At 64.2% G+C, this 21,261-nt stretch carries 14 protein-coding genes; 5 read left to right on the top strand and 9 right to left on the bottom strand.

Annotation, left to right across the window (positions count from 1 at the left end; translation table 11 throughout):
- Nucleotides 1-10: 10 nt before the first annotated feature.
- The gene (locus G6034_RS02120; protein ID WP_176633454.1) at nt 11-1,924 is read right to left on the bottom strand and encodes an HNH endonuclease signature motif containing protein; all 1,914 of its coding nucleotides are present in this window, start codon (nt 1,922-1,924) and stop codon (nt 11-13) included.
- 336 nt (nt 1,925-2,260) lie between these two features.
- Here G6034_RS02120 and G6034_RS02125 point away from each other — a divergent pair, with 336 nt between their 5' ends.
- From G6034_RS02125 to G6034_RS02140, 4 genes are all read left to right on the top strand, one after another.
- Nucleotides 2,261-3,619, top strand: coding sequence for an MFS transporter (locus G6034_RS02125; protein ID WP_176633455.1), 1,359 nt, complete (start codon nt 2,261-2,263; stop codon nt 3,617-3,619).
- Between the two features lie 179 nt (nt 3,620-3,798).
- Nucleotides 3,799-4,464 (top strand): response regulator transcription factor, encoded by a 666-nt coding sequence (locus tag G6034_RS02130; RefSeq protein WP_176633456.1) that lies wholly within the window; start codon nt 3,799-3,801, stop codon nt 4,462-4,464.
- 467 nt (nt 4,465-4,931) lie between these two features.
- On the top strand, nt 4,932-5,966 hold the full coding sequence (locus G6034_RS02135; protein ID WP_425485448.1) for a sensor histidine kinase: 1,035 nt from the start codon (nt 4,932-4,934) through the stop codon (nt 5,964-5,966).
- Nucleotides 5,966-6,982 (top strand): TAXI family TRAP transporter solute-binding subunit, encoded by a 1,017-nt coding sequence (locus G6034_RS02140; RefSeq protein WP_176633638.1) that lies wholly within the window; start codon nt 5,966-5,968, stop codon nt 6,980-6,982. Before G6034_RS02135 ends, G6034_RS02140 begins: the two co-directional genes overlap by 1 nt.
- 119 nt (nt 6,983-7,101) lie before the next feature.
- On the opposite strand, the gene G6034_RS02145 is transcribed toward G6034_RS02140, so the two are convergent.
- From G6034_RS02145 to G6034_RS02180, 8 genes are all read right to left on the bottom strand, one after another.
- Complete coding sequence (locus G6034_RS02145) at nt 7,102-7,926, bottom strand: pullulanase X25 domain-containing protein (protein WP_343037898.1); 825 nt, start codon at nt 7,924-7,926, stop codon at nt 7,102-7,104.
- Nucleotides 7,927-8,054: 128 nt separating this feature from the next.
- A complete protein-coding gene (locus G6034_RS02150) occupies nt 8,055-8,528 on the bottom strand; it encodes a Rossmann-fold NAD(P)-binding domain-containing protein (RefSeq protein WP_176633458.1) in 474 nt (157 codons plus the stop codon).
- 218 nt (nt 8,529-8,746) lie between these two features.
- Nucleotides 8,747-11,866, bottom strand: a complete 3,120-nt coding sequence (locus G6034_RS02155) for a DEAD/DEAH box helicase (RefSeq protein WP_218063490.1) — start codon at nt 11,864-11,866, stop codon at nt 8,747-8,749.
- A 120-nt stretch (nt 11,867-11,986) separates the two neighbouring features.
- Nucleotides 11,987-14,725, bottom strand: coding sequence for a UvrD-helicase domain-containing protein (locus G6034_RS02160; protein WP_176633459.1), 2,739 nt, complete (start codon nt 14,723-14,725; stop codon nt 11,987-11,989).
- Between the two features lie 231 nt (nt 14,726-14,956).
- Nucleotides 14,957-16,075 carry an ABC transporter substrate-binding protein gene (locus G6034_RS02165; protein ID WP_176633460.1) on the bottom strand — a complete coding sequence of 373 codons (1,119 nt, stop codon included), beginning with the start codon at nt 16,073-16,075 and terminating at the stop codon, nt 14,957-14,959.
- Entirely contained in the window at nt 16,075-17,835 is a 1,761-nt protein-coding gene (locus tag G6034_RS02170) for an ABC transporter permease (protein WP_218063474.1), read from the bottom strand. The genes G6034_RS02165 and G6034_RS02170 overlap by 1 nt, the downstream gene beginning before the upstream one ends.
- A gap of 38 nt (nt 17,836-17,873) precedes the next feature.
- On the bottom strand, nt 17,874-18,959 hold the full coding sequence (locus tag G6034_RS02175) for an ABC transporter ATP-binding protein (RefSeq protein WP_176633461.1): 1,086 nt from the start codon (nt 18,957-18,959) through the stop codon (nt 17,874-17,876).
- A gap of 36 nt (nt 18,960-18,995) precedes the next feature.
- Nucleotides 18,996-20,141 (bottom strand): PrpF domain-containing protein, encoded by a 1,146-nt coding sequence (locus tag G6034_RS02180; RefSeq protein ID WP_176633462.1) that lies wholly within the window; start codon nt 20,139-20,141, stop codon nt 18,996-18,998.
- Between the two features lie 142 nt (nt 20,142-20,283).
- Between G6034_RS02180 and G6034_RS02185 the strand changes: the two genes are divergently transcribed.
- Entirely contained in the window at nt 20,284-21,237 is a 954-nt protein-coding gene (locus tag G6034_RS02185) for a LysR family transcriptional regulator (protein WP_176633463.1), read from the top strand.
- Nucleotides 21,238-21,261: the final 24 nt, after the last annotated feature.

The raw sequence follows: 21,261 nt of genomic DNA on the forward strand, positions 1-21,261 counted from the left end.
TGAAATCCCGTCAGTTTTCTTTTACTGGGTGGGGCTTGATGGTGTATTCGATGAGGTTTTCGAGCGGACTGTGGTTGAAATCGAAGCGCCGTGCTGTGCCGGCTGTCGCTCCTGCTGCCGTCTCGTTGCGGTGGGTGCCGTTGAGTTTCTTGGCGATGCGCTTCTTGAGCCATTTCGGGTAGGCGGGCGGCCGGGTCTTGCGTTGCTGTGGCGGGTGGTATTTGCCCGAAGGTGAGGTCCAGGCGACGCGCCCGTCGGGTGTGGTGGATGCCTTCCAGCCGCGCAGCTTGATGCCGGCACGGTCAGGGTCCAGGTCCTGACGGTACCGACCGTGCCTGTCCTTGTCGTCACGGAAGTGTTTTAGTGCGTGATGACGACGGCATCCGGGATGAAGGTTGTCCACTGTGGTGGACCCGCCCTCGGAGTAAGGGATGATGTGGTCGATTTCGGTGTCCAGGGCGGGGTTGGTGCAGTTCGGAAACGAGCACGTCTGGTTCAACGCACGCAGCAGGGTCTTCTCGGCCTCACGGAGGCGGTACCGGTCCGGCGGCAGTTCCTTCAACGGAATGTTTGTGATGGGGTCGGTGAGAACACGCAGGAAGGTGCCGGCATTGTTGAGGAGTCTGCGGGCGATGTCTTCGGGGATGGGTCCGTGCCCTGCGAGTTCGGCCGGTTCGTTCGTGATGCCGAGCAGGCCCAGGACCGGCACGGTGATGATGACCTGCGCTGCCGGCAGCGGCGGCTCCGTGATCGCCGCCCCGTTCCGGGTGGCTTCCAACTGCTCGAAGTAGTCGCGGACAGGGTCCTCGCCGATCCCTTCGACCACCCCGTCCTGAATGGCCGCAGCCAGATCGGTGATCATGTCGCCGATCGGGACGCCGATGGCACGTGCGTTGCCGCCGCCGTTGCCGGCGGTGCCGCCACGGTTGGAGCCGTCCCCGGCGAAGCCGGCAGCAGTGCCCATGCCTGCGCCGGCTCTGGCGCCGGAGCAGTCGCCAGAGCCTGTTCCCATGCCTGCGGCAGTGCACGCGTCGGGGAGCGCTTGGCCGAGGAGCAGGATCGCGGCGGTGTCGGCGCGAAGCTGGTCGAGGGTGCGGTTTTCGTCGGGGCCCTGTTGGGCGCGGGCCAGGCGGGTGCACTGGACCAAGGCGCCGTGCGCTGCCGGGGCCGGAAGGTGAAGGGTCAGCCACGCCATCCCGTCCTTGCCGGGGTCAATACTCAGGGACCGTTTCGTGATGGCTTCGCGCATCCGGGTGGTGAGGGTTTCCGGGTGCATGCCCTCCCGCATTCGCCGGGCCCGTGACGCGAACCCGCCCCCGGTCGTCCCGGGCGCGGCAGCGAGCAGGTCCGCCTCGAATATTGCCACGTCGGACTGCTGCGCGCCGGGGGTGTCGGCCAGGGTGCGGGTCTCGGCGAGGATGGTGCAGGCGTGCCGCCAGGACAGGACCCCCTTCATAAGGGCGTCGCGCGTCTCTGGGTGGGTGGCGAGGTCGGCGGCCTGGTGGGCCAGGGCGGTCGCGGAGCCCTGCGCTATACACAAGGTGGTGGCGATTTCCGCCGTCGCGGTGGTCTCCCCCAGCCCGGACTGCCACGGATCCAGTGCCAGCGCGGCCGCCTCCACATCCGCGGCGCCCAGCAGCCTGGCGACGGCGGCCGCCTTGCAGGCCGCCGTCCGGTCCTCCAGGCACTTCAACGCAGCTAAAGTGGCCACCGCGGCGTCGTGCACGGCCCGGGCAACCGAGACCCGCGACGCGGGTTCCGGATTCGGGGCCGGATGCCGCGTGTACGGCGGCAGTCCAGCCAGCTCGGCATTGTCGGGGCCAAAGGGTTCAATGGAGGGAAGGGACAGGGCGGAGATCAGTGCCGCCACATCCTGCGTGGCGGGAAGCCCCCCGTTGCCGGGGTCACAAACCGGCTCGTCCATACCACAGATTTTACACCCTATGTACTACAGATTCAATCCATTCTAGAAGATAAATTCTAAGATGTTTTTCCACTCATTCGCCCGGTCGGCATCAGGGCCGGCCGCCGAATTTTGACGGGCGCAATGGGCCGACGCCTCTGGGTCTCGACGCGTTGGCAAAGCTCGCTGCTCTACCAGTGGCGGGGAGTTCGCAGAGACCTGCCCACCCAAGGCCAAGCAAACCTAAGAAACCGTTAGGAAACCCCCATTCCCCTTTGATGTGCTCTGGATCACGCATAGCTTGGCTTGTGCCCCCGCAACACCAAGGGGCCGAATCCCAGACTACGAGGAGCATCAGTGGACAACGCAAAGGCCAGTGAGCGCGCAACGTCGCGACGCATCACGGGCAACATTTTCAAAGGCTCGGTAGGGAACCTGATCGAGTGGTACGACTGGTACGTGTACGCAGCCTTTGCCGTGTACTTTTCATCCGCATTCTTCCCGTCGGGCGACCCCACCTCGAGGCTGCTGAACACTGCTGCCATCTTCGCCGTCGGCTTCCTGATGCGCCCGCTCGGCAGCCTGATCCTGGGCCGGTATGCCGACCGCCACGGCCGCCGCGCCGCGCTGACCCTATCCATCACGGTCATGGCCGCCGGCTCGCTGATCATTGCGTGCACTCCCGGCTACGACAGCATCGGCGTGTGGGCACCGGTCATCCTCGTGGTCGCACGCCTGGTCCAGGGCCTCTCCCTCGGCGGCGAGTACGGCACCTCGGCCACGTACCTGTCGGAAATGGCCAGCAGCGGCCGCCGCGGCTTCTACTCCAGCTTCCAGTACGTCACGCTCATCGCCGGGCAGTTGATTGCCCTGGGCGTCCAGATCGTCCTGCAACAAATCCTCAGCGAGGCGGACATGAAGTCCTGGGGCTGGCGGATCCCGTTCGTGCTGGGCGCCATTTTCGCCCTGACCGTCCTGTGGCTGCGCCGCACCATGGACGAATCGGACCAGTTCACCAAGCTGAGCCAGGAATCCAGTGCCAAGGCCGGCACCCTCCGGATCCTGATGCAACACCCCAAGGCGGTCATGACCGTCGTCGGGCTCACCATGGGCGGCACCGTCGCGTTCTACACCTACACCACCTATATGCAGAAGTTCATGGTCAACACCGTAGGCATAGACAAATCCACTGTCAGCTGGATCAATTTCTTCGCGCTGCTGGCGTTCGTGGTCCTGCAGCCCGTGGCCGGCGCGCTTTCGGACAGGGTGGGCCGCCGCCCGCTGCTGCTCGGCTTCGGCATCCTCGGCACCCTCCTCACGGTCCCCCTCTTCCTGCTCATGCAGGGGATGAAGAACCCCGTGGGCGCATTCCTGCTCATGATGGTGGGGCTGGTCATCGTCACCGGCTACACATCCATCAACGCGATCGTGAAGGCCGAACTGTTCCCGACGGAAATCCGCGCCCTGGGCGTCGGGCTGCCCTACTCGCTCACCGTGGCGGTCTTCGGCGGCACCGCGGAATTCATTGCCCTGGGCCTGAAGAACATCGGGCTCGAGCCGGTCTTCTACTACTACGTGGCCTCCTGCATCGCCGTCAGCTTCATTGTCTACTGGCGCATGGGCGAGTCCTCCAAGACCTCCCACATCGAGGCCGAACTGCTGGATTCCAAGCACGAAGCCGGCACCCCCGCCCTGGACGACGTCGCCACCCGGTAGCATGGGCCCGGGGATTGAGCCTGTCGCAAACCGGTGGTCGAGCAGCGAGCTCTGCGAGCGCGTCGAGACCCAGGGACCCAACCGGTGGTCGAGCAGCGAGCTCTGCGAGCGCGTCGAGACCCTGGCCCCGGTGATTGAGGCTGTCGAAATCCCATAGCACTGCCGAAGAGGACCGAAGCATGGACTTGCTCATCGTTGAGGACGACGACGCCGTTGCTTCCGCCCTGCTTGCGGCCGTCAGTTCCGCCGGGCACCGGGCGGCCCGGGTGTTCCGGGGCAGCGACGCGCTGCTGCAGCACCGCAGGGCGGATATGGTCCTGCTCGATTTGGGGCTGCCGGACATGGACGGCCTGGACGTTCTGCGGAAGCTGCGCCAGGTGACCCTGGCCCCGATCATCATCCTCACAGCCCGGGACGATGAACGCAGCGTGGTCCGCGGCCTGCGGCTGGGCGCGGACGACTACCTGGTCAAGCCCGTCAAGCTCGCGGAGCTGCTGGCCCGGATCGAGGCCGTTGGCCGGCGGATCGGCCGTGCCGCCCCCAAGAGCAGCCAGCTCACGGCCGGCGCCGTCGTCATCAACCTGGACCACCGCACTGCCGAGCTGTACGGCCGGCCCCTCGGCCTGACGGCCACTGAGTTTGACCTGCTGGCCCTCCTGGTCGAGCACGGCGGTTCCATCGCCACGCGCGAACAAATCATGGACGCGCTCTGGGGCGACGCGTTCGTGGCGGCCTCCCGTTCTCTGGACGTCCACCTGACCGGCCTGCGCGCCAAGCTGGACCGGCCCGGATACATCGTCAACGTCCGCGGCGTGGGCTACCGCTTCGAGGCGAACCCGGCGTGAGGGTCCGCGTGCTCGGGGTCCTTGGGCTCCTGTCCGTGCTGCTGGTCCTGGGCTTGGCGTTTTCCATCCTGAGCGCTGGCAGCCGGGCGCTGACCCAGGACCTGGAAATCAACCGGGTTGCCTCGCTCAACCGTTTTTCGCAGGTTGCGGCGGATGCAGCGTCGAGCAACGATTGGGCTGGGCTGCAGACGGCGATGGACGCCTACTCGGGCCTGTACGGCGAGGGCGTCCTGGTCCGCTCCCAGGACCGCATGATGGTGTCCGGCCGGCTGGACCCGAACCGGGCGGACGTCAAGGACGCCCTGTTCAACGCGAGCTTGAACCTGAGCCTGACCAAGCTGGCGCCGCTGCGCCCCTTTGGCCCGAACGCCATGCTCGTGTCGCGATCGTTCGGCACCGCCAACCAGGTCATGGGTGAAGTGGTCCTGGAGATCGACGCCGGCGCGGCGCAGGGCAAGCTACGGGCGATGTGGCTGGGGGTCCTTGCCGCCGCCACCATCCTTGAAGTGGCCCTGCTGTTCGGGGCCGCCCGGGTGTCCCGGTGGGTGCTGCGGCCCATCCACCGGCTCAATTCCGCAGTGCTGGAACTGGAGGAAACCGGGTCCATGCGGCGCCTGCCCCAGGACGGCCCGCCGGAGCTGCGTAAGCTCAGCCGCTCGCTGACCACCATGGCCGCGGCGGTCCAGGGCAGCCTCGACCAGCAGCGGCAGCTGATCGCGGACACCTCGCACCAGCTGCGCAATCCCGTGGCCGCGCTGCGGCTGCGGGTGGACCTCTTGCAGCTCGAGCTCAAGGGCTCCACTGATCCCGGCACCATCTCTGCCGTCACGGCGGAGCTGGACCGCGTGGAGGAACTCCTGGACGGCGTGCTGATGCTGGCCACGGCGGAAAACCGGGCCTTTGAGGGCGCAGCCGGGAAGGCCGTGGGCCCGGCAGCCGGCTCTGAGCAAGGCCGCGCCAACCCGTACCTCACTGTGCAGGAGGAACTGGAGCGCGCCTCGGCCGCAGCCGGCCGCAACGGGACGGTGCTGGCGCTCGGCCCGCCGCCGGAGGCCGACGTTTATGTGAACTGCAACCCCCTTGAGCTGGCCCAAATGGTGGGCGAGCTGCTGGAAAATGCCATCAAGTACGCCGCTGGCGGCCACGTCCAAGTCTCCGTAACGGCCCATCCCAACACCGTGGACATTGACGTGTCCGACGACGGCCCCGGCATGTCCCCCGGTGACCTCGCCTTGGGCACTACACGGTTTTGGCGGTCCCCCGACCACCGGGACATTCGGGGCACCGGCCTCGGGCTGACCATTGTCGACAAGCTGGCCGAAGCCAACGGCGGACGGCTGGTGCTGGGCACCCGCGAGCCGCACGGCCTGCGGACCACCCTGGCGTTCCCGCTGGTCCCGCTGGTCGAGCAGCGAGCCCCGCGAGCGCGTCGAGACCCAGGGACCCAACCGCTGGTCGAGCAGCGAGCCCCGCGAGCGCGTCGAGACCCAGGCGCCCGATGATGGAGCCCTTCCCGGTGGTCGAGCAGCGAGCCCCACGAGCGCGTCGAGACCCAGACACCCAACCGCCAACCCGCCGCCAGGTCTTCAAATTCGCCGCCGGCCTGTCCGCGGCGCTCCTCCCGGCGCTCTCGGCGTGCGCGCCAAGGCCGCCGCTGGATCACGCCGTGGTGGCCGGCGGCGAACCCGGCGGCTTCTATCTTGAATTTGCCGCACTGCTGGCCGCGTCCCTGCAGCGTCATGGCGTGGCAGGAACGGCCGCAACCCTGTCCACGGGCGGCAGCGCCGATAATTTCCAGCGCATTCTCTCCGGTGCGGCCGCGCTGGGTCCGGTCCTGGCTGACACCGCCGCGGCGCTCATGGCTGCGACCCCGGGACGCGTTGTCGCCGTGGGCAAGGTCTATGAGAACTATCTCCACTGCATCGTGCGCAAGGACAGCCACATCCGTGTGTTCGTGGACCTGGCCGGCAAGACAGTGGGGACGGGCGCCGTCGGCTCGGGGACCGCGCTCACGGCGGGCCGTGTCATCGCCGCCGCAGGTCTGGGGCCGGGTTCAAAGAGTCCCGCAGGGCAGCACCAGCTTGGGCTGAACGATGGACTGACCGCCCTTCAGCAAGGCGCCATCGATGCGTTGATGTGGTCGGGCGGATTGCCCACGGCGGCCATCACCGCGGCCAACCAGAGGGTGGGCCTTCGGTTCCTGGATCTGGCCGGCTTGCTTCCGCAGCTGACGGCCAGCTACGGGGACTTCTACGAACACGCGGCGATACCGGAAAACAGCTACAGCGGGACACCGTCCGTCAACACGATTGGCGTGGCGAACTTGTTGCTGTGCCGGGCGGACCTCAACGCGGACATGGTCCGGCAGACCGTGCTACTGCTGGTCGAGCACGCCCGGGAGCTTATCCCGAAATCCAGCCTGGGCATCCAGTTCCTGAGCCCCGAGACCTTGATCAACACGGCAGGCCTGCCGCTCCACCCCGCGGCGGCCTACGCGTACCGACAGCTTCACGGGTAGATCCCGTGGTCGAGTCCGCCGAATCTCCGGTGGTCGAGCCTGCCGAAACTCCGGCGGTCGAGCAGCGAGCTCTGCGAGCGCGTCGAGACCCAGGCCCCCGGTGATTGAGCTTGTCGAAATCAGCCCCGCAGCACGTCCTTCGTGGCGTGGTCGTAGTGGAACGTGACTTCGCCGCCGGTGTGCTCGAACTCGTGGTTGGCGCCGTCCAGCAGGCCAAACGCACCGTAGTTCTCTTCCCAGGAACCGTTCACCACGGCCTTGTAGCTGTACCGGCCGGGCGGCAGGTCCGCGGTCAGCTTCCAGGTACCGCGCTTGGCGTCGAGCTTCATCTGCACGCTGTCGTGGGCAGGGTCCCAGTTCACGAGGGCGCCCAGGATGGTGCCGAAGTCGCCGGCCAGTGCCACTGAGGCTGGCTGGTCCTTATGCACGACGGCGGGCGCCGCGGCAGGTGCCTTGGCTGACGTCTTCGCTGGCGCAGCCTTGGCAGGAGCAGCTTTGGCGGGCGCGGCTTTGGCGGGCGCGGCTTTGGCGGTTGCCGCGGTCTTGGTGGCGACCTTCCTTGCCGGGGCCTTCGTGGCTACGGGCTTCGTGGGCAGTGGCGTGTCCGCGGGAACGGGTGTGCCCTCAGCCAGGGCGGCCGTCAACGCATCGGCCGTCTTGAAGGCGACGGTTGCCTTGAGCCCGTCTTCGGTGATTTCCCAGCCGCCGCGGCCCTTGGTCATCCAGCCTGCCTTGACCAGATCGGCCGTGGCCTTGGTGAGGTTCTTGTGACCACGGGGAATGCCGCCGCTGAGCAGTTCAGACTCTTCCTTGGTGAACGGGATGCGGGCCACGGCCTCGGCCAGGACCTCTCCCCCGTTGGGCTTCTGGTCCTCCCACGACCCCGCGGCCATGATGTCCAGAACTTCCTTGAGCCGGCGGTTGGTGTTGTCTCGAACGGTCACAGCGGTCCTCCTGAAGAAGCGGGTACGGCACTACTTTGACAGGCAAGTTGGCTACTAACCAGTACATGACAAGGTGTCTCGGCCCGACCGCCGCTGCACGGGAGAGGTGGGCTGCCAGCGTCGTCCTTTCACTGAAGCCACTTCCCCACGAGTTCCTCGCTCCGGTCCCACAGCTGGGCGGCCAGAGCGGCATCGTTGGCCCGGCGGCTGGCGCGGTCGGGTTTGCGCGTGGCATCGTAATCGCCGGATTGCCAGTCGAGGCCGGGCTGGCCAATTGGCCGCCAGATCAGTGTCAGGGCGCCCCGGGCAGCTGTCAGCATGTAGGAACGCATTCCGCTTTCGTAGAGGAACCTCATGTAACTGGCAGACCCGGCGGAGAAATCAGTGGCGACCCCGCCCCGGTGGAACGCGGCCGTGGTCAGGTCGTGGCTGTTGAAGCGCCGGTGGAGTTCCTTGGTAAAGGGGATGTTCGCCAGCTTGGCGCTGCCGTAGGCCCTGTTGGCAGAGTACTTTTTCGCCGGGTCGAGATCGTTGATGTCCAACCTGCCGAAGAGTTTGTGTGCCACGCTGGAGGTGTTGATGACGCGCGCCTGGCTGGCCAACAGTACGTCCTGGAGCAGCCGGGTGAGTAGGAACGGGCCAGATGGTTGACCAGAAACATTATCTCGTTCCCATCTGCGGTCAATGCCCTGCGGCCCATGGTGCCACCGGCGTTGTTCGCCAGCACATCAATGCGTGGATAGGACGCCCTCAGCGCCGCGGCCCGCATCCGTAATTGTCAGGCAAACAACGGCAGTCCAAAGTAATTTCTGCCATTGGGCTATTGGGCCACCGCCGCCGCGTCCGCGAACACGTCCGCGGGCATCGGTCGGTGCAACTTCCAGGTAATCGCGATCGGCTTCTCGCCCTTGTGCTGGACGTAGTCGACTTGGCCAAGGCAGGTATACGGCACCGTCAGCCCGGTTTCATCCTCTGCGGTGTCACGGGTGAACAGCAGGACCTGTGACCCGTGCGTCTTATGGTCAAGGTAGCGGCGGCCAACCGTGCTTGCTGGTGAGGTATTGTTCTGCGACTCCCAGTGGAAAAGCTCGGGACTGATCGCGTAGTCCTTGTACATGGTCGTGGCGGAGTGGTTTGCCTCGTCCTTGTGCAGGGTCACGAAGAATGCATCAGTCCTCGTTCGGGGGCACCACGCCACACCCTCGCGGTGTTTGACGTTCTTCCCCGTCTCCAAGGATCCGTACTGCAGTGCCGCCAAAATCTCTTCGCGCCGATAGGTCGCGTGCGAAAACAACGGGATGCTCGCATACGCCATGCCGAGGCTCCTGCCGGCCCGCTTGGACGCCGCGGCTCCCAACGCGACGACCTGTTGGATCTCGCTGCAAACATACGGATAGCTTCGGAGGTGGGCAAAGCCTTCATCATACGACGTGAATCCGCCGGCGTCGTCCCACAACGTGAAGAAGAGCATCCGGGCGAATACCTGCTCACGGGGCCCCAGGTCCGCGTACAAAGGCCCGTCAGCGGAAACGAGCATCGAATAGACATCCGCGCGTTCCTGGTCGTCCACATGGATCAAGGCCGCCATTCTGCCCAGAAGTTTCTTCTCTTCAGCCTGAGACAGCTGGTCAAACTTTCCCGCAGCCAGTGCCTCCAGCGGAGACAAGCCTTCGATGAGTCCTGCCAGACGCAGGTATTCGGTCCAGGAGTTCTTGGTGGTCTTGTAGATGGTCTTGACTTCGTTTCCAGACTTTTCCAGGTAATTCGCCAGCAGCAACTCTGCGTAGGACTTGATGTCTGCCGCCAGCTTCGGCTTGTTCAGATTCAGCTGGGTCCTCAGGTTTGTCAGCACAACATCTTTGGCCACGCGGTCAAGAACAATTTGGGAACCGGAAGGCAGGAACGGGAAATCGTCGTCCACGGCCTTCTCAAGCCGCTTCCGCCCGTACCCCGTCATTGCGCGGTAGCGGATGTCGAAGCGAAACTCGCGGTGTTGCTGGCCGATGAAGTCCAGCACCGTGAGCACGGCCTTGTCAGGCGCGCGCCGGAGCCCACGGCCCAGTTGTTGAATGAAGATTGTGGCGCTCTGTGTCGGCCTCAGCAGGAGAATCGTGTCCACCTGCGGCAAGTCGAGGCCCTCATTGAATAGATCGACGGCGAAAATACAATTGATCTCGCGACCGCGCAGCCGCCGGAGCGCAAGGGCGCGTTCGCCGTCGTCCGTCTGGCCCGACACCGCGACCGACGCAATGCCGGCTTGGTTGAACACCTGCGCCATGTACTGCGCGTGCTGCACCGAGACGCAGAAGCCAATGGCGCGCATATCCTGCGTGCTCGTGACCTTGTCCTGCAGTTCCCGGATCACCTTCGCGGCACGCGCACTGTGGCCGGTGTAGAGCTCGCTCAGCTGTTGCAGGTCATAGGATCCGCGCTTCCATTCCAAATGGCTCAAGTCGACATCGTCGGAGACGCCGAAATAGTGGAACGGGACAAGAAGGTCGGCATCGAGCGCATCCCAGAGCCGCAGCTCACTGGCCGTACGGCCGTCGAAGTACAGATCCGCGACGTGGACCCCATCGCCTCGCTCAGGTGTGGCGGTCAGCCCGAGCATTTCCAACGGCTTCAAGTGCTCAATCAATTTGAGATAGGTGGGGGCTGCTGAGTGGTGGAACTCGTCAATTACCACGACGTCAAACCGCTCCGCGGGCAGCTCGCCGATGCTTTTGGCTGAGAGGGATTGGACACTTGCGAACACGTGCGTCCACTGTGCAGGTTTGTGCTCCCCGACGAAGAGTTCGCCAAAAGCACCGTCCTGCATGACATTGCGGTAAGTCGTGAGGGATTGCTCCAGTATTTCCTTTCGATGGGCGACAAAAAGCAACGTCAGGTCCCGGGCGGCCGCTTCGCAGAGTTGCTTGTAATCGAGTGCGGCGATGACAGTTTTCCCGGTTCCCGTTGCCGCCACAATGAGGTTCCGATGAAATCCTTTTGCACGTTCGGCGTCAAGGTCTTCCAACATCTCAACCTGGTGCAGATAGGGTTCAACCTCCAGCCCGGTGTATCCGGAGGGCGCTGACGTCGGCTTGCCGCCGTTGCGTTGCAAAGCCGCGTCCAGCTTGTCTGCGTCCTTGGCCGGATCGTAGCTTTGGAACGCACGCTGCTCCCAGTAGCTGTCAAAGGTGATGGCGAACTTTTGCAGAAGCGCAGGCGTTCCGATATTGGAGAGGCGTACGTTCCATTCCAAACCGTCCAGCATGGCCGCCCGGCTCAGGTTCGAGCTGCCAACATAGGCCGTGTTGTAGCCCGTGTTGCGGTGGAAGAGCCACGCCTTTGCGTGCAGCCTGGTCGAATGGGTCTCGTAGCTGATCTTGACCTCGGCGCCGTAGCTGTTGACGAGGTGGTCGATGGCCCTGCGCTCAGTGGCGCCCATGTAAGTGGTCGTGATGACACGGAATTTCCCGCCACGCTCCTTGAGCCTTTCAAGGGCCGGTTCAAGGAGCCGAATGCCGGTCCACCGGATGAAGGCACAAAGTAGATCCACTGAGTCCGCCGATTCAATCTCGGCGCGGATCTCGGCAGCAAGATTGGGATCGTCCTTGCCGTTGGTGAGCAGCGCGCTGTCGCTAAGGCTCGTGGCGGGACGGCGCAGCTGTCGGCGCTTGAGTGCATCGGGACGGTGCAGGGACCGAAGTTGCAGCGGCCCAGGTGTGACCTCATTGTCTGGATTGATGACCATCAGGATCTGGTTGGTCTTGGCGACCCGGTCTTCTTCCCTGGTGTCCATAAGGAGCTGTTCAACGGCGCAGGCGACGTGTCTGGCCAGCGCCCGAGGTGAATCGTCCCCGCCCACGCCTTCTATGCTGGCCTGCAGATCCGGCACTGCTATTAAGCGTCGCCCCAAATCCTTCGTGTGCAGCAGCTCGTAGAGCCCCTCAGCCAGCAGTTCCGGCCCTTCATCCCCATCAATTGTGTCCACCAGGCCAGGCTATGTGGTGGGTGCGACAAAGACTAACGGGAGGAGACTTGAAATCTGGTGCTTCCGCTATTGGCTGTCAAAAGACTATTCCGCCAATTTTCCCGGTTTCTGGGTGTGGCGGCAGGCAGGGTATTGATTGCACCCCAGGAAGGGGCCGAATTTTCCAGTCCGCGGGACCAGGTTCCCTTTCTTGCAGGCCGGACAGGGGATGGCGGATGTGGCCTTGCCCGAGGCATCCAGCACCGCAATGTTGTGGTCTCTGACGAGTTCCAAGAGAAACGGTGATTCCTTACCGGCAACTGTCAGAAGCAGCACGGAGCGTTTGGCCCGAGTCAACGCCACGTAGAAGAGACGCCGTTCTTCGGCGAGCGGGAACACATCGCCGGCTGGCATGGCCAGGTGCAGGACTGGATCGTCAACTATTGTGCTGGGGAAGCCATAGGCTCCCTTGGTCAATCCGGGAATAATGACGTAGTCCGCCTCAAGCCCCTTCGAACCGTGGATGGTGTGGAAGCGGATATCCAGGCCCTCCCAGCCATTGTTGCTGCGCCCCTTCGGCCTGACGGCGGCCTGCAGCTCATGCAGTAATTTCCGATAGCGACACAGGACAAGGACCGTCACCAGGCCGCACGCGCCTGTCGGGGTTTCGCCGGACCTAACCCTGTCGGACAGCTTGTCGAGGTGGCCGCGAACTGCGCGGGAATATTGATCGACTCGTTGGACGGCAACGGCAACTATGGAGGATGAGTATTCCGGGGCCGACGAAACCACGTGCTTAGGAAGCTGCGCAGGGTTCTTCAGGACGAAGTTGCTTGAGACATTGCAGATGGACTGTGGCGACCGAAAGGTCCGTTCCAGCCTGAGGGTTTCCCCTTCGCCAAACCAGCGGGCAAAGTCCGTCATGACCGACAGATCGGCGCCGGCAAATCCGTTAATGCTCTGCCAGTCATCCCCGACGGCGAAAAGCATTCGGCCGGGTGCATCAACCAGGGCCCGTGCCAGCCGCGCCCGGGCGTGGCTGGCGTCCTGCATTTCATCCACCATGACCAGCTCATGTCCGGCGTCCCAATGGCCGGCTTCAAGATGGTCCGCGGACATCGTGAGCATGTCCTCAAAATCGATCACGTCCGCGTCCACAAGTTCCTGCTCCCATGCGGCCCTGATGGGTTCAAAGAGGTTCAGGAAGACACTGTGCCGAAAGTGCAGCGGCGTTCCCAACCACGCCTTGACACGTTCGCGCAGTTGGCCGTCGCCGAGCCTGTTGCTCTTTACATGGATCAGAAAGGTCCGAAAAATCCGAATGAGTTGCTCGTCCTTCAGCGGCACTGGGCCGAAGCCGGGTCGGTCCGGGTTTGGATCGAGCGTAATTCCCCGTGCTGTGAGCTGCTCGGAAAGGCGATCCAACGCCAGCCCGTCCCAGAGCTCGGACATGGTGGTTTCCATCAGGGTGGTCCCGAACTTCCGGTGGACGGCGCGCTTCCATTTGACGCCGTCAAGATAGCCCGTGAACTCCGGCGGGGGGTGGCCGTTACGGTCGAGGGCAAAATGTTCGTGATACACATTGATGTCCGGATAGTAGAAATCGGGGTGGTACTGCACGTGCGTGGCGTCCACGGTTTCATGCTCATAGGGCCGCTCATAGACGTAGCTCACGCCGTTGAAGAAAAGCCAGTCGGCAATGAGTCGCTCGCCATGGCTCTTGACCACCTCGCCTTGCAGCGTCCTGAACCCGGCAGACTTGCTGTTCGGGTCCCAGTCGGTTGGATCGTCACTTTCATGGCCGAATTCCGGGAGGCCGCGGGCAAGTACCAGCCGAAACAGGTCCCATTGCTTGCGAAATTTTGCTTCGGTGCCCCGGAGCCTTTCCACAATCTCCTTGAGTTTCTCAAGGTCCGCACCATCGTTAATCCAAGGAGCCAGCGAGGGTTTCCGCCCCGTGGCCTGGCCGATGATTTCCAGGCCAAGGGCGTGAAATGTCTTCGCCTGTACGTTTGCCGCATCTAGGCCGAGCGGGACAAGCCTGTCCCGGATCCGCTGCTCAAGTTCCTGGGCGGCGTCGGTGTTGAACGCCAGCAGGAGGATCTTCTCCGCCGGCACCAGACTGCGGTGCAGGACATACCCGGCTTTCGCGACCATGGTTGAGGTCTTGCCAGAACCGGCCGAGGCAATGACCTGGACCCGGTTGTCGAGGCAAACCACGGCCCGAACCTGTTCCACCGTGAGCGGGGAGCGCTCCACCTTGTCAAAGAATTCCTTGCCAGCCATTGCTTCCTTGGCCAGGTGACGTTCATTGAGGGTGCTTAGATAGTCGCGCAGCTCCGCGTTCCAAAGCACGACGGCGTCCCGCACCTTGTCCTGTTGCACACCAAGACGCTGGGCAAGGCTGGGGTTGCCCAGAATTGCGACAAGGTCGCCCTCTGGCCTGGCGGAGCGCCAGTGGTTCCTGAAATCGCGGGTCAGCCATCCCTTTACGGCGAACTGGGTCTCGATTGAGGCCTGCAGGGCGTCCGCCCACGCCACGACTTCTGCCGCCAACAGCAAGTCCCGGTGGTCGCCGATGGCAGTCTTGACGGCCTTGACCAGGCTGGCCGCGCCCCGGTTCCGTAGCCCTGCCAGCCGTACGGTGCGCGTACCCAATTCGAAGGTGACAGTGCCCCAAAAAATTCCCCGGTGGAACGTCGGGTCCGCCAACTCAACCATGTCGGCAGTTGTCGTCGCCTCAGCATCGCGTAGACGCAGATCGGTGCCGTCCAGCACGACTTGCCAGTCGCCAGCCCCAGTGACGCGCTTGCCAAAATTCGTGGGCTGCCAGCACCAGGACATTGCAGTTCCCCCTTGACTCAACTCCATCCGGTCGCCAAGCTGCCGGCTGCCTGACTAAGCCACGCTTCCACAAGCGGCTAGACCATGTCCACACAATACCTGGCCCCAGCACTGAGATTCCTTCCATGACCACACGTGCACGGCGCCCAGGGCCGTCCGGTATCCGGCTCCGTGCCCATACAATGCCTCTGGCGGGACCAGCCTCCCCCGGCTGGTCCCGCCAGTCCGGGATCACCCGACATACCCGAAGATCTGGTTCCACACCGCCTGGTCTTCCTTGCCGTTCTTGGCAAGGTCGTCGGGCATGCCGCGGTGCGGGAGGCCTGTTTTCATGGCCGGCAGCTGGATGCCCATGACCTTCGGTGCCGGCGCGGAGGCGTCGGCAGGGTATTCGCCCAGCTGCGCGAAGACGCTGGCGCCGCGCTTGCTAAGGTTCCAGTTCACGAAGACCTGAGCCGCAGCGGGATGCTTGGCCGTTGGGGTCATGCCGAGGAAATAGTCGTATAGCGCGAACCCTTCCTTGGGAACAACGAACTTCACGGGCGCGTTCTTGCTAGCCGCGATGTTGACGCTGCTGACCACTCCCGTGGCCACCTGGATTTCACCGCGGGAGAGGCTCTCCTGCTGCGCGCCCGACGAGTCGAAGATTCGGGGCTGCTGTGCCGCATATCCCTTGAGATAGTCATCCCCCAGGACGTTGCGCTGGAACCGGACCAGGGACGCCGAGCTTCCGCCAGCTCCCACCTGGGTGGTGCCGATCTTGCCCTTCCACTTCGGATCCAGCAGGTCCTGCCAGGACTTGGGTGCATCGGCTGCGCTGACCAGCGCCGTGTTGTAGGCAAAGGTGAAGGCGGGGTCAAAGACACGGTAGAACTTCCCGCCGTCGTACTTGACGGTGTCATCCAGCTGGCCGTAGTTCGGCACCTTGTGTGCGGTAAATGCACCCGCCTTGTTCATGGCGGAAACGGAGGAGAACTCGGACATGCGGATGACGTCCGCGCCCAGCTTGCCGGCGCCCTGCTCGCTGAGTACCCGTTCAAGAAGCCGGTTGGGAACCAGCCGAACCAGGTCGACCTTGATCCCGGTGTCCTTCGTGAACGCCTTGATGACCTCCTTCTCGCTGTTTTCCACGTAGCCGCTGTAGAGGGTGATGGAGCCCTCCGCCTTGGCCTTGGCAAACAACGCGCTGTCCGCGACCTTTTGCCCGTTGATTACCAGGTCCGACGTCGTGGAGATCGACTCCGCCTTGCTGACCAGCGTGACAGTCGGTGGAGCGCTGCACGCAGCGGCGGAGACGGCCAGGAGGGCAGCGGCGAGGACCGCGGTCGTGGTTTTGATAGAGCGTTTCATTATTTTCCTCCATTGCTTGAACGGGCGCCAAAGGACTTGGCGACTACCACCAGGACCAGAATGATCAGGATGTAGAGGAGGCTGGTGGAAGCGGCCGACCGCAGCGCCCCGTTGTCGTAGTCGTCGAAGACCACGATCGCCAGCAGGCGGGTGTTTGAGGTGAAGAGGAACAGTGCCGCGGACAGTTCGCGCATGGCCAGCATGAGCAGCAGCAGGATGGTGGACAGCACGCCTGTCTTCATCAGGGGCAGTGTCACATAAGCCACCGCGCGGGCCCGGGTCGATCCGAGCAGCACTGCGCTGTCCTCCAGGTCCTTGTCCACCTGCAGGATGCTGGCGCTGATGCCGCGATAACCCTGCGGAAGATAGATTGCAATGAACGCGATGATCAGCACCAAAATGGTCCCGTAGACGGGCACCGGCAGGATCAGCCATGTCCACAGCAGACCAAGCCCCATGACGATCGCCGGGATGGCCAGCGGCAGCATGGCCACGAATTCCAGGCTCTTCCGGCCGGGCACCTTGGTTCGGTACACCAGATAGCTGAGGTAGAACGCCAGCGCAGTGCCCAGAACCGCGACGGAGACGGACACCAGGACGCTGTTCCGCGCCGCGTACAAGAATGCGGAATCCTGCAGTGTCTGGAACAGCGACCAGAAGGACAGGGAGTCCTTTTGAAACAACTCGCCCAGCTTGGAAACATACGGCGAGGATTGCAGGGACGCCAGAAGCAGGGCGATGACCGGCAACACGATCGCCAGCGCAAAGTAGACCAGGGCGAACGCCAGCCCCACGCCGCGGAGCCTGCCAATGTCCATCATCCGCGGCTTCATGCCCTTGCCGGAGACCGTGGTGAAGTTGCGTTTCATCACCACGCGCTGCTGAAAGGCCGTGACGGCGATCAGCAGCACCGTGAGTACGACGGCGACTGCCGCGGCCTCGTTGCCGCGCGCCGGGGCGGCGTTCATGAGGCGGTAGATGAAGGTGGGCAGCGTTTCGATTTGGCCAGGGGTGCCGATCATCTGCGCCACGGGGAAGTTCTCCATGGTCAGGGCGAAGATCAACACACCCGATCCCAGCAAGGCGGGCGTGACCAGCGGAAACGTCACGGTGCGCAGGATCTTGCCCAGTGAGCCGCCATGCACGCTGGCCGCCTCCTCCAGGTCCGGGTTCATGAGCGTCATGGCCCCGTGGATCAGCAGGAAGGCGTAGGGGGCGTAGTACAGCGCCAGCACCAGGATCAGGCCGGGCATGGAGTAGATGTTGAACAGGTTCCCCAGCCCCACGGCCCGCGTCACCAGGTTCAGGTAGCCGGTGGCCGGGCCGGCCAGCAGGGACCAGGCCAGGGCACCCACCAGCGACGGCAGGAACATCGGGGAGATGCCGATGAAATAGATGACGGCCTTGCCCCAGATGTTGGTCCGTGCTGCGAGGAAGGCGAGCGCCGCCCCGATGAGCATGGCCAAAACGGAGGAGGCGGTCGCAACGATGACCGAGTTGCCCAGTGCCTTAACGGACTGTGGAGACGTGAGGACCTTGAAGTTCTCCAGGGTGAGCCCGCCCAGTCCGATGGCGCCGGGGCGCGGCGTGGAGCTGCTGAACGCGGAGAACAGGATCAGTCCCATCGGCATGAGGATCAGCACCGCCAGCAGGACCAGCATGAACCACGTCGGCAGGGACTTGCGGAGCTGGCGGCCAAAGTGCCGGCCGTAGTCCTTTCCGGCCGGCCCACCAGGCTGCGGCGCCGGCTGTGCGCTCATTTCCGTCCCGCGTGGGCGTTTGGTGGTCAGGGCGGACATCAGGCCACCTCCGCCGGGAGGATCTGGATGTCGGAGGGGCTCGCATTGACCCACACCTGATCGCCGGTCCCGGCAGCCGGGCAGTCGCGACGTGACACGAGCGCCTCGATGGAGGGTCCGTCGTCGAGCTCGATGAGGTACCGCACCTCGGCACCCTGGTAGCTGGCCACCTTGACTTTTCCGGACCAGCTGTTGGCGTCACCTGCCGCGCGCTGCGTGGTGACGATGACGTCCTCGGGACGGATGCATGCCGCGATGGCATTGCCGTCCAGTGAGTATTCCGCCGTGGAAAGTTCTAGGCGGTGGTCGGCCAGGCGGTAGACGCCCGGGTGTCCGTTCTTGTGGACGGGGAAGATGTTGCTGACGCCCAGGAAGTCGGCGATGGTTGCGCTGGCCGGGTTCTCGTAAATGTCGTTGGGGGTGCCCACTTGGGCGAGCCTGCCGTGCTGCATCAGGGCGATGCGGTCGCCCAGGGCCAGCGCCTCGCCCTGGTCATGCGTGACATACACGCAGGTCAGGTTGAGCTTTTGTTGCAGGGCCCGCAGCTCAATCCGCAGGCGGTCCCGCAGGCGTGCGTCCAGGTTGGAAAGGGGTTCGTCCAACAGGAGGACGCTGGGGCGCATCACCAGGCTCCGCGCCAAGGCCACGCGCTGCATCTGGCCACCGGAGAGGAGGCTGGCGCCGCGGTTCTGGAAGCCGTCCAGGCCCACCATGACCAGGGCTTCGTCCACCCGTTGAGTGATCTCTTTTTTGCCCACCTTTTTCATCTGCAAGGGAAACGCGACATTCTCAAAGATGGTCCGGTGCGGCCACACGGCGTAGGACTGGAATACCATGCCCACGTTTCGCTTGTGTGAAGGAACGTTGATGTTCTTTTGACTGTCGAACACCACTTGATCCCCGATGGTGATGCGGCCGCGGGCCGGCGTTTCCAGGCCGGCGATGCAGCGCATGGTGGTGGTCTTGCCGCAGCCCGACTTGCCCAAGAGGACCAATGACTGGCCGTCCTCGATCTCGGCGTTGACGCCCCTGACCGCGTAGCTGTCGCCATATTTCAGGTCAATATTTTCCAGCGTGACTTTCATGTCCGACTCCTTTGTCTTAGGTCTTTTGGGCGCCCTTTAGGCGCTGATTGCCGCGGCTTCAAGGGTGAATTCACGGGTGAAGAGGATGGATTCACTGATGATGCGGGCCGCCCGCTGGAGCCCGATCCGGGTGCTGCCGGTGGCCAGGTCCGAAACTATGGTGGTGTCGATCGGGCCCGCTGCCGTTCCTATGCGGAGGAGCCTGGCGCCGTCGGAGTCTGGTTGAAGATTACCTGCGATGGCGGCGTGGACCACAGTCCCGGGGGTAATCGCCGCCGTTGTGACGCCGACGGCGGACGTCAGCCCAATGGCCGGGTGCGGTGCGTGCATCGAGAGCGTCCGGATGGCGACGTCGTACTCCGTTGCGGCCACGCTCTTGCCGCCTGCCGTGATGTAGTCCCTTGCGGCTCCAACCACTCCGACTTTGGGCACCGAATGGTCGACGGGCGAATCTGCTTCCCGCAAACCCATTTGCACGGCCGCCGCACTGCGAATGCTCGTCAGCAGCGGGACGTGCTGCGACATCTCGGCCAGCGACTCGCTGCCGGTCAGGCCCAAGCTTGCCGCTTCCACCAGGACCATGGGCGCCCCGGCGTCAATCATGGAGACAGTGAACTGGCGGCCCTCGACGTTCAGTTGTTCCTGCGCCCGGCCCGTGGGAAGGATCGCACCCGTGGTGCCACCACCGGCGTCAAGGAAGGCCAGTGTCACGGGTACCCCGGTTGCCAGAGTTCCGGGCACCCTGGCGTCGCCAAACGCGGGCAGGGTGCCACCGGGGGTGTCAACGTCGGCCTCGAGCCGGGCGCCCGTGTTCAGGTTTCGCATGCGCACCACGGTGGTTCCGTTGGCGGTTTGCACCAGGCCGTGGCTCACCGCGTAGAGGGCAATGGCTGTGGCGCAGTTGCCGCAGTTGCTGCCCCATTCCACCCGGCTGTCACCAATGCCGACCTGGGCGAAAAGGTAGTCCACGTCGACTCCTCGCTCCGCTCCTTGCGAAACGACGGCGGCCTTGGACGTGGTGGATGTTGCCCCGCCCACGCCGTCGATCTGCCTGGGGTCTGCTGCGTTGAACGCATCAATCAGCAGCGATTCGATCTGGTCCTTGGACGCCGGGACGTCGTGGCTGTTAAACAGCCAGCACTTGCTTGTTCCGCCCCTGACCAGGGTTGCTGGGATTCTCACTTGGAACTCGTTTCACAGTAGTTGTTGGTCCGAGGCCTGCACGGCGCCTGTGTGGCCTCGGTCATATCTACTGTGAACCCACCAAGAGTTGAGCACAATGTGGAAATTCTACAACTGACTTAACTTGAGCTACAGTCAGGGAATGGAACTTGATGTTCGACGCCTTTTCCTGTTGGCCGAAATTGCTGAATACGGCTCGCTGACGGGGGCTGCAGAAGCGATGATGTACACCACCTCGGCAGTGTCGCAACAGATGCGCCGCCTGGAGGCGGAGGCCGGCCAGACCTTGTTTGAACGCCGCGCGCGCGGGGTGGTGCTGACCGATGCCGGGGCCGCCCTGGTGGCGCGGGCGCACGCCATCCGGCGGGAGCTGGCCGGTGCGGAATCCGACCTGGAGGCGCTGAGTGGTCTCCATGCAGGAACCGTGCGGATCGGTTCATTTCCGACGGCATCCGCGTCCATCCTGCCGCTGGTCCTGACGCAGTTCTCCCGCCAGCACCCGGCTATCGCCGTCTCGGTCAGGAGCGCCCTGCGGGACCCGCTGCGGGAGCTGCTGCTGATGCGGGACGTGGAGCTCGCGCTGTTTTGGGAATACGACTGGAGCCTGTTCGAGGACGACGCAATCGAGACCGAGCGGCTGCTGGACGATCCCACCGTGCTGGTGGTGGCCGCCGGCAGCGAGGTGGGCGGGACCGGTCCGGTGAAGCTCTCCTCCATGGCCGGCGAGCGCTGGATCATCCGGGCCGACGGGCACCCCGTGGCGGACGTGCTCACCCGGAGCTGCCATGCGGCCGGGTTTGCCCCGGACATCGCCTACGACGCGCACGACTACCAGGAGGCGCAGGCCATGGTGGCGGCCGGCCTGGGCGTTGCGCTGGCGCCACGGCTGTCCCTGACAAACCTGCGTGATGACGTCCGGCTGGTGCCACTGGACCCGCAAACTCCGGTGCCCGTCCGCAGGATACTCATGGGCCAGCTCAAGGGCCACCAGCCCACGCCCGCCATTCTCGGGTTTCAGGACACCTTGCGGGAGGCAGCCCGCGCAATGCCGAAGACCTTCAGCCAGCAGGGACAGCTGGGCTCCGTCAACCAATAACGATTCCCGGCCCGGCGGCCCAAG

Source organism: Arthrobacter wenxiniae (genome assembly GCF_013376105.1).
Taxonomy (GTDB): Bacteria; Actinomycetota; Actinomycetes; order Actinomycetales; family Micrococcaceae; genus Specibacter; species Specibacter wenxiniae.

Excerpts from the sequence above, each read along its gene's own strand:
- G6034_RS02120 (WP_176633454.1), bottom strand. The coding sequence starts at position 1,924 with ATGGACGAGCCGGTTTGTGACCCCGGCAACGGGGGGCTTCCCGCCACG.
- G6034_RS02130 (WP_176633456.1), top strand. The coding sequence starts at position 3,799 with ATGGACTTGCTCATCGTTGAGGACGACGACGCCGTTGCTTCCGCCCTG.
- G6034_RS02135 (WP_425485448.1), top strand. The coding sequence starts at position 4,932 with ATGTGGCTGGGGGTCCTTGCCGCCGCCACCATCCTTGAAGTGGCCCTG.
- G6034_RS02140 (WP_176633638.1), top strand. The coding sequence starts at position 5,966 with ATGGAGCCCTTCCCGGTGGTCGAGCAGCGAGCCCCACGAGCGCGTCGA.
- G6034_RS02160 (WP_176633459.1), bottom strand. The coding sequence starts at position 14,725 with ATGTCCTGGTGCTGGCAGCCCACGAATTTTGGCAAGCGCGTCACTGGG.
- G6034_RS02165 (WP_176633460.1), bottom strand. The coding sequence starts at position 16,075 with ATGAAACGCTCTATCAAAACCACGACCGCGGTCCTCGCCGCTGCCCTC.
- G6034_RS02170 (WP_218063474.1), bottom strand. The coding sequence starts at position 17,835 with ATGAGCGCACAGCCGGCGCCGCAGCCTGGTGGGCCGGCCGGAAAGGAC.
- G6034_RS02175 (WP_176633461.1), bottom strand. The coding sequence starts at position 18,959 with ATGAAAGTCACGCTGGAAAATATTGACCTGAAATATGGCGACAGCTAC.
- G6034_RS02185 (WP_176633463.1), top strand. The coding sequence starts at position 20,284 with ATGGAACTTGATGTTCGACGCCTTTTCCTGTTGGCCGAAATTGCTGAA.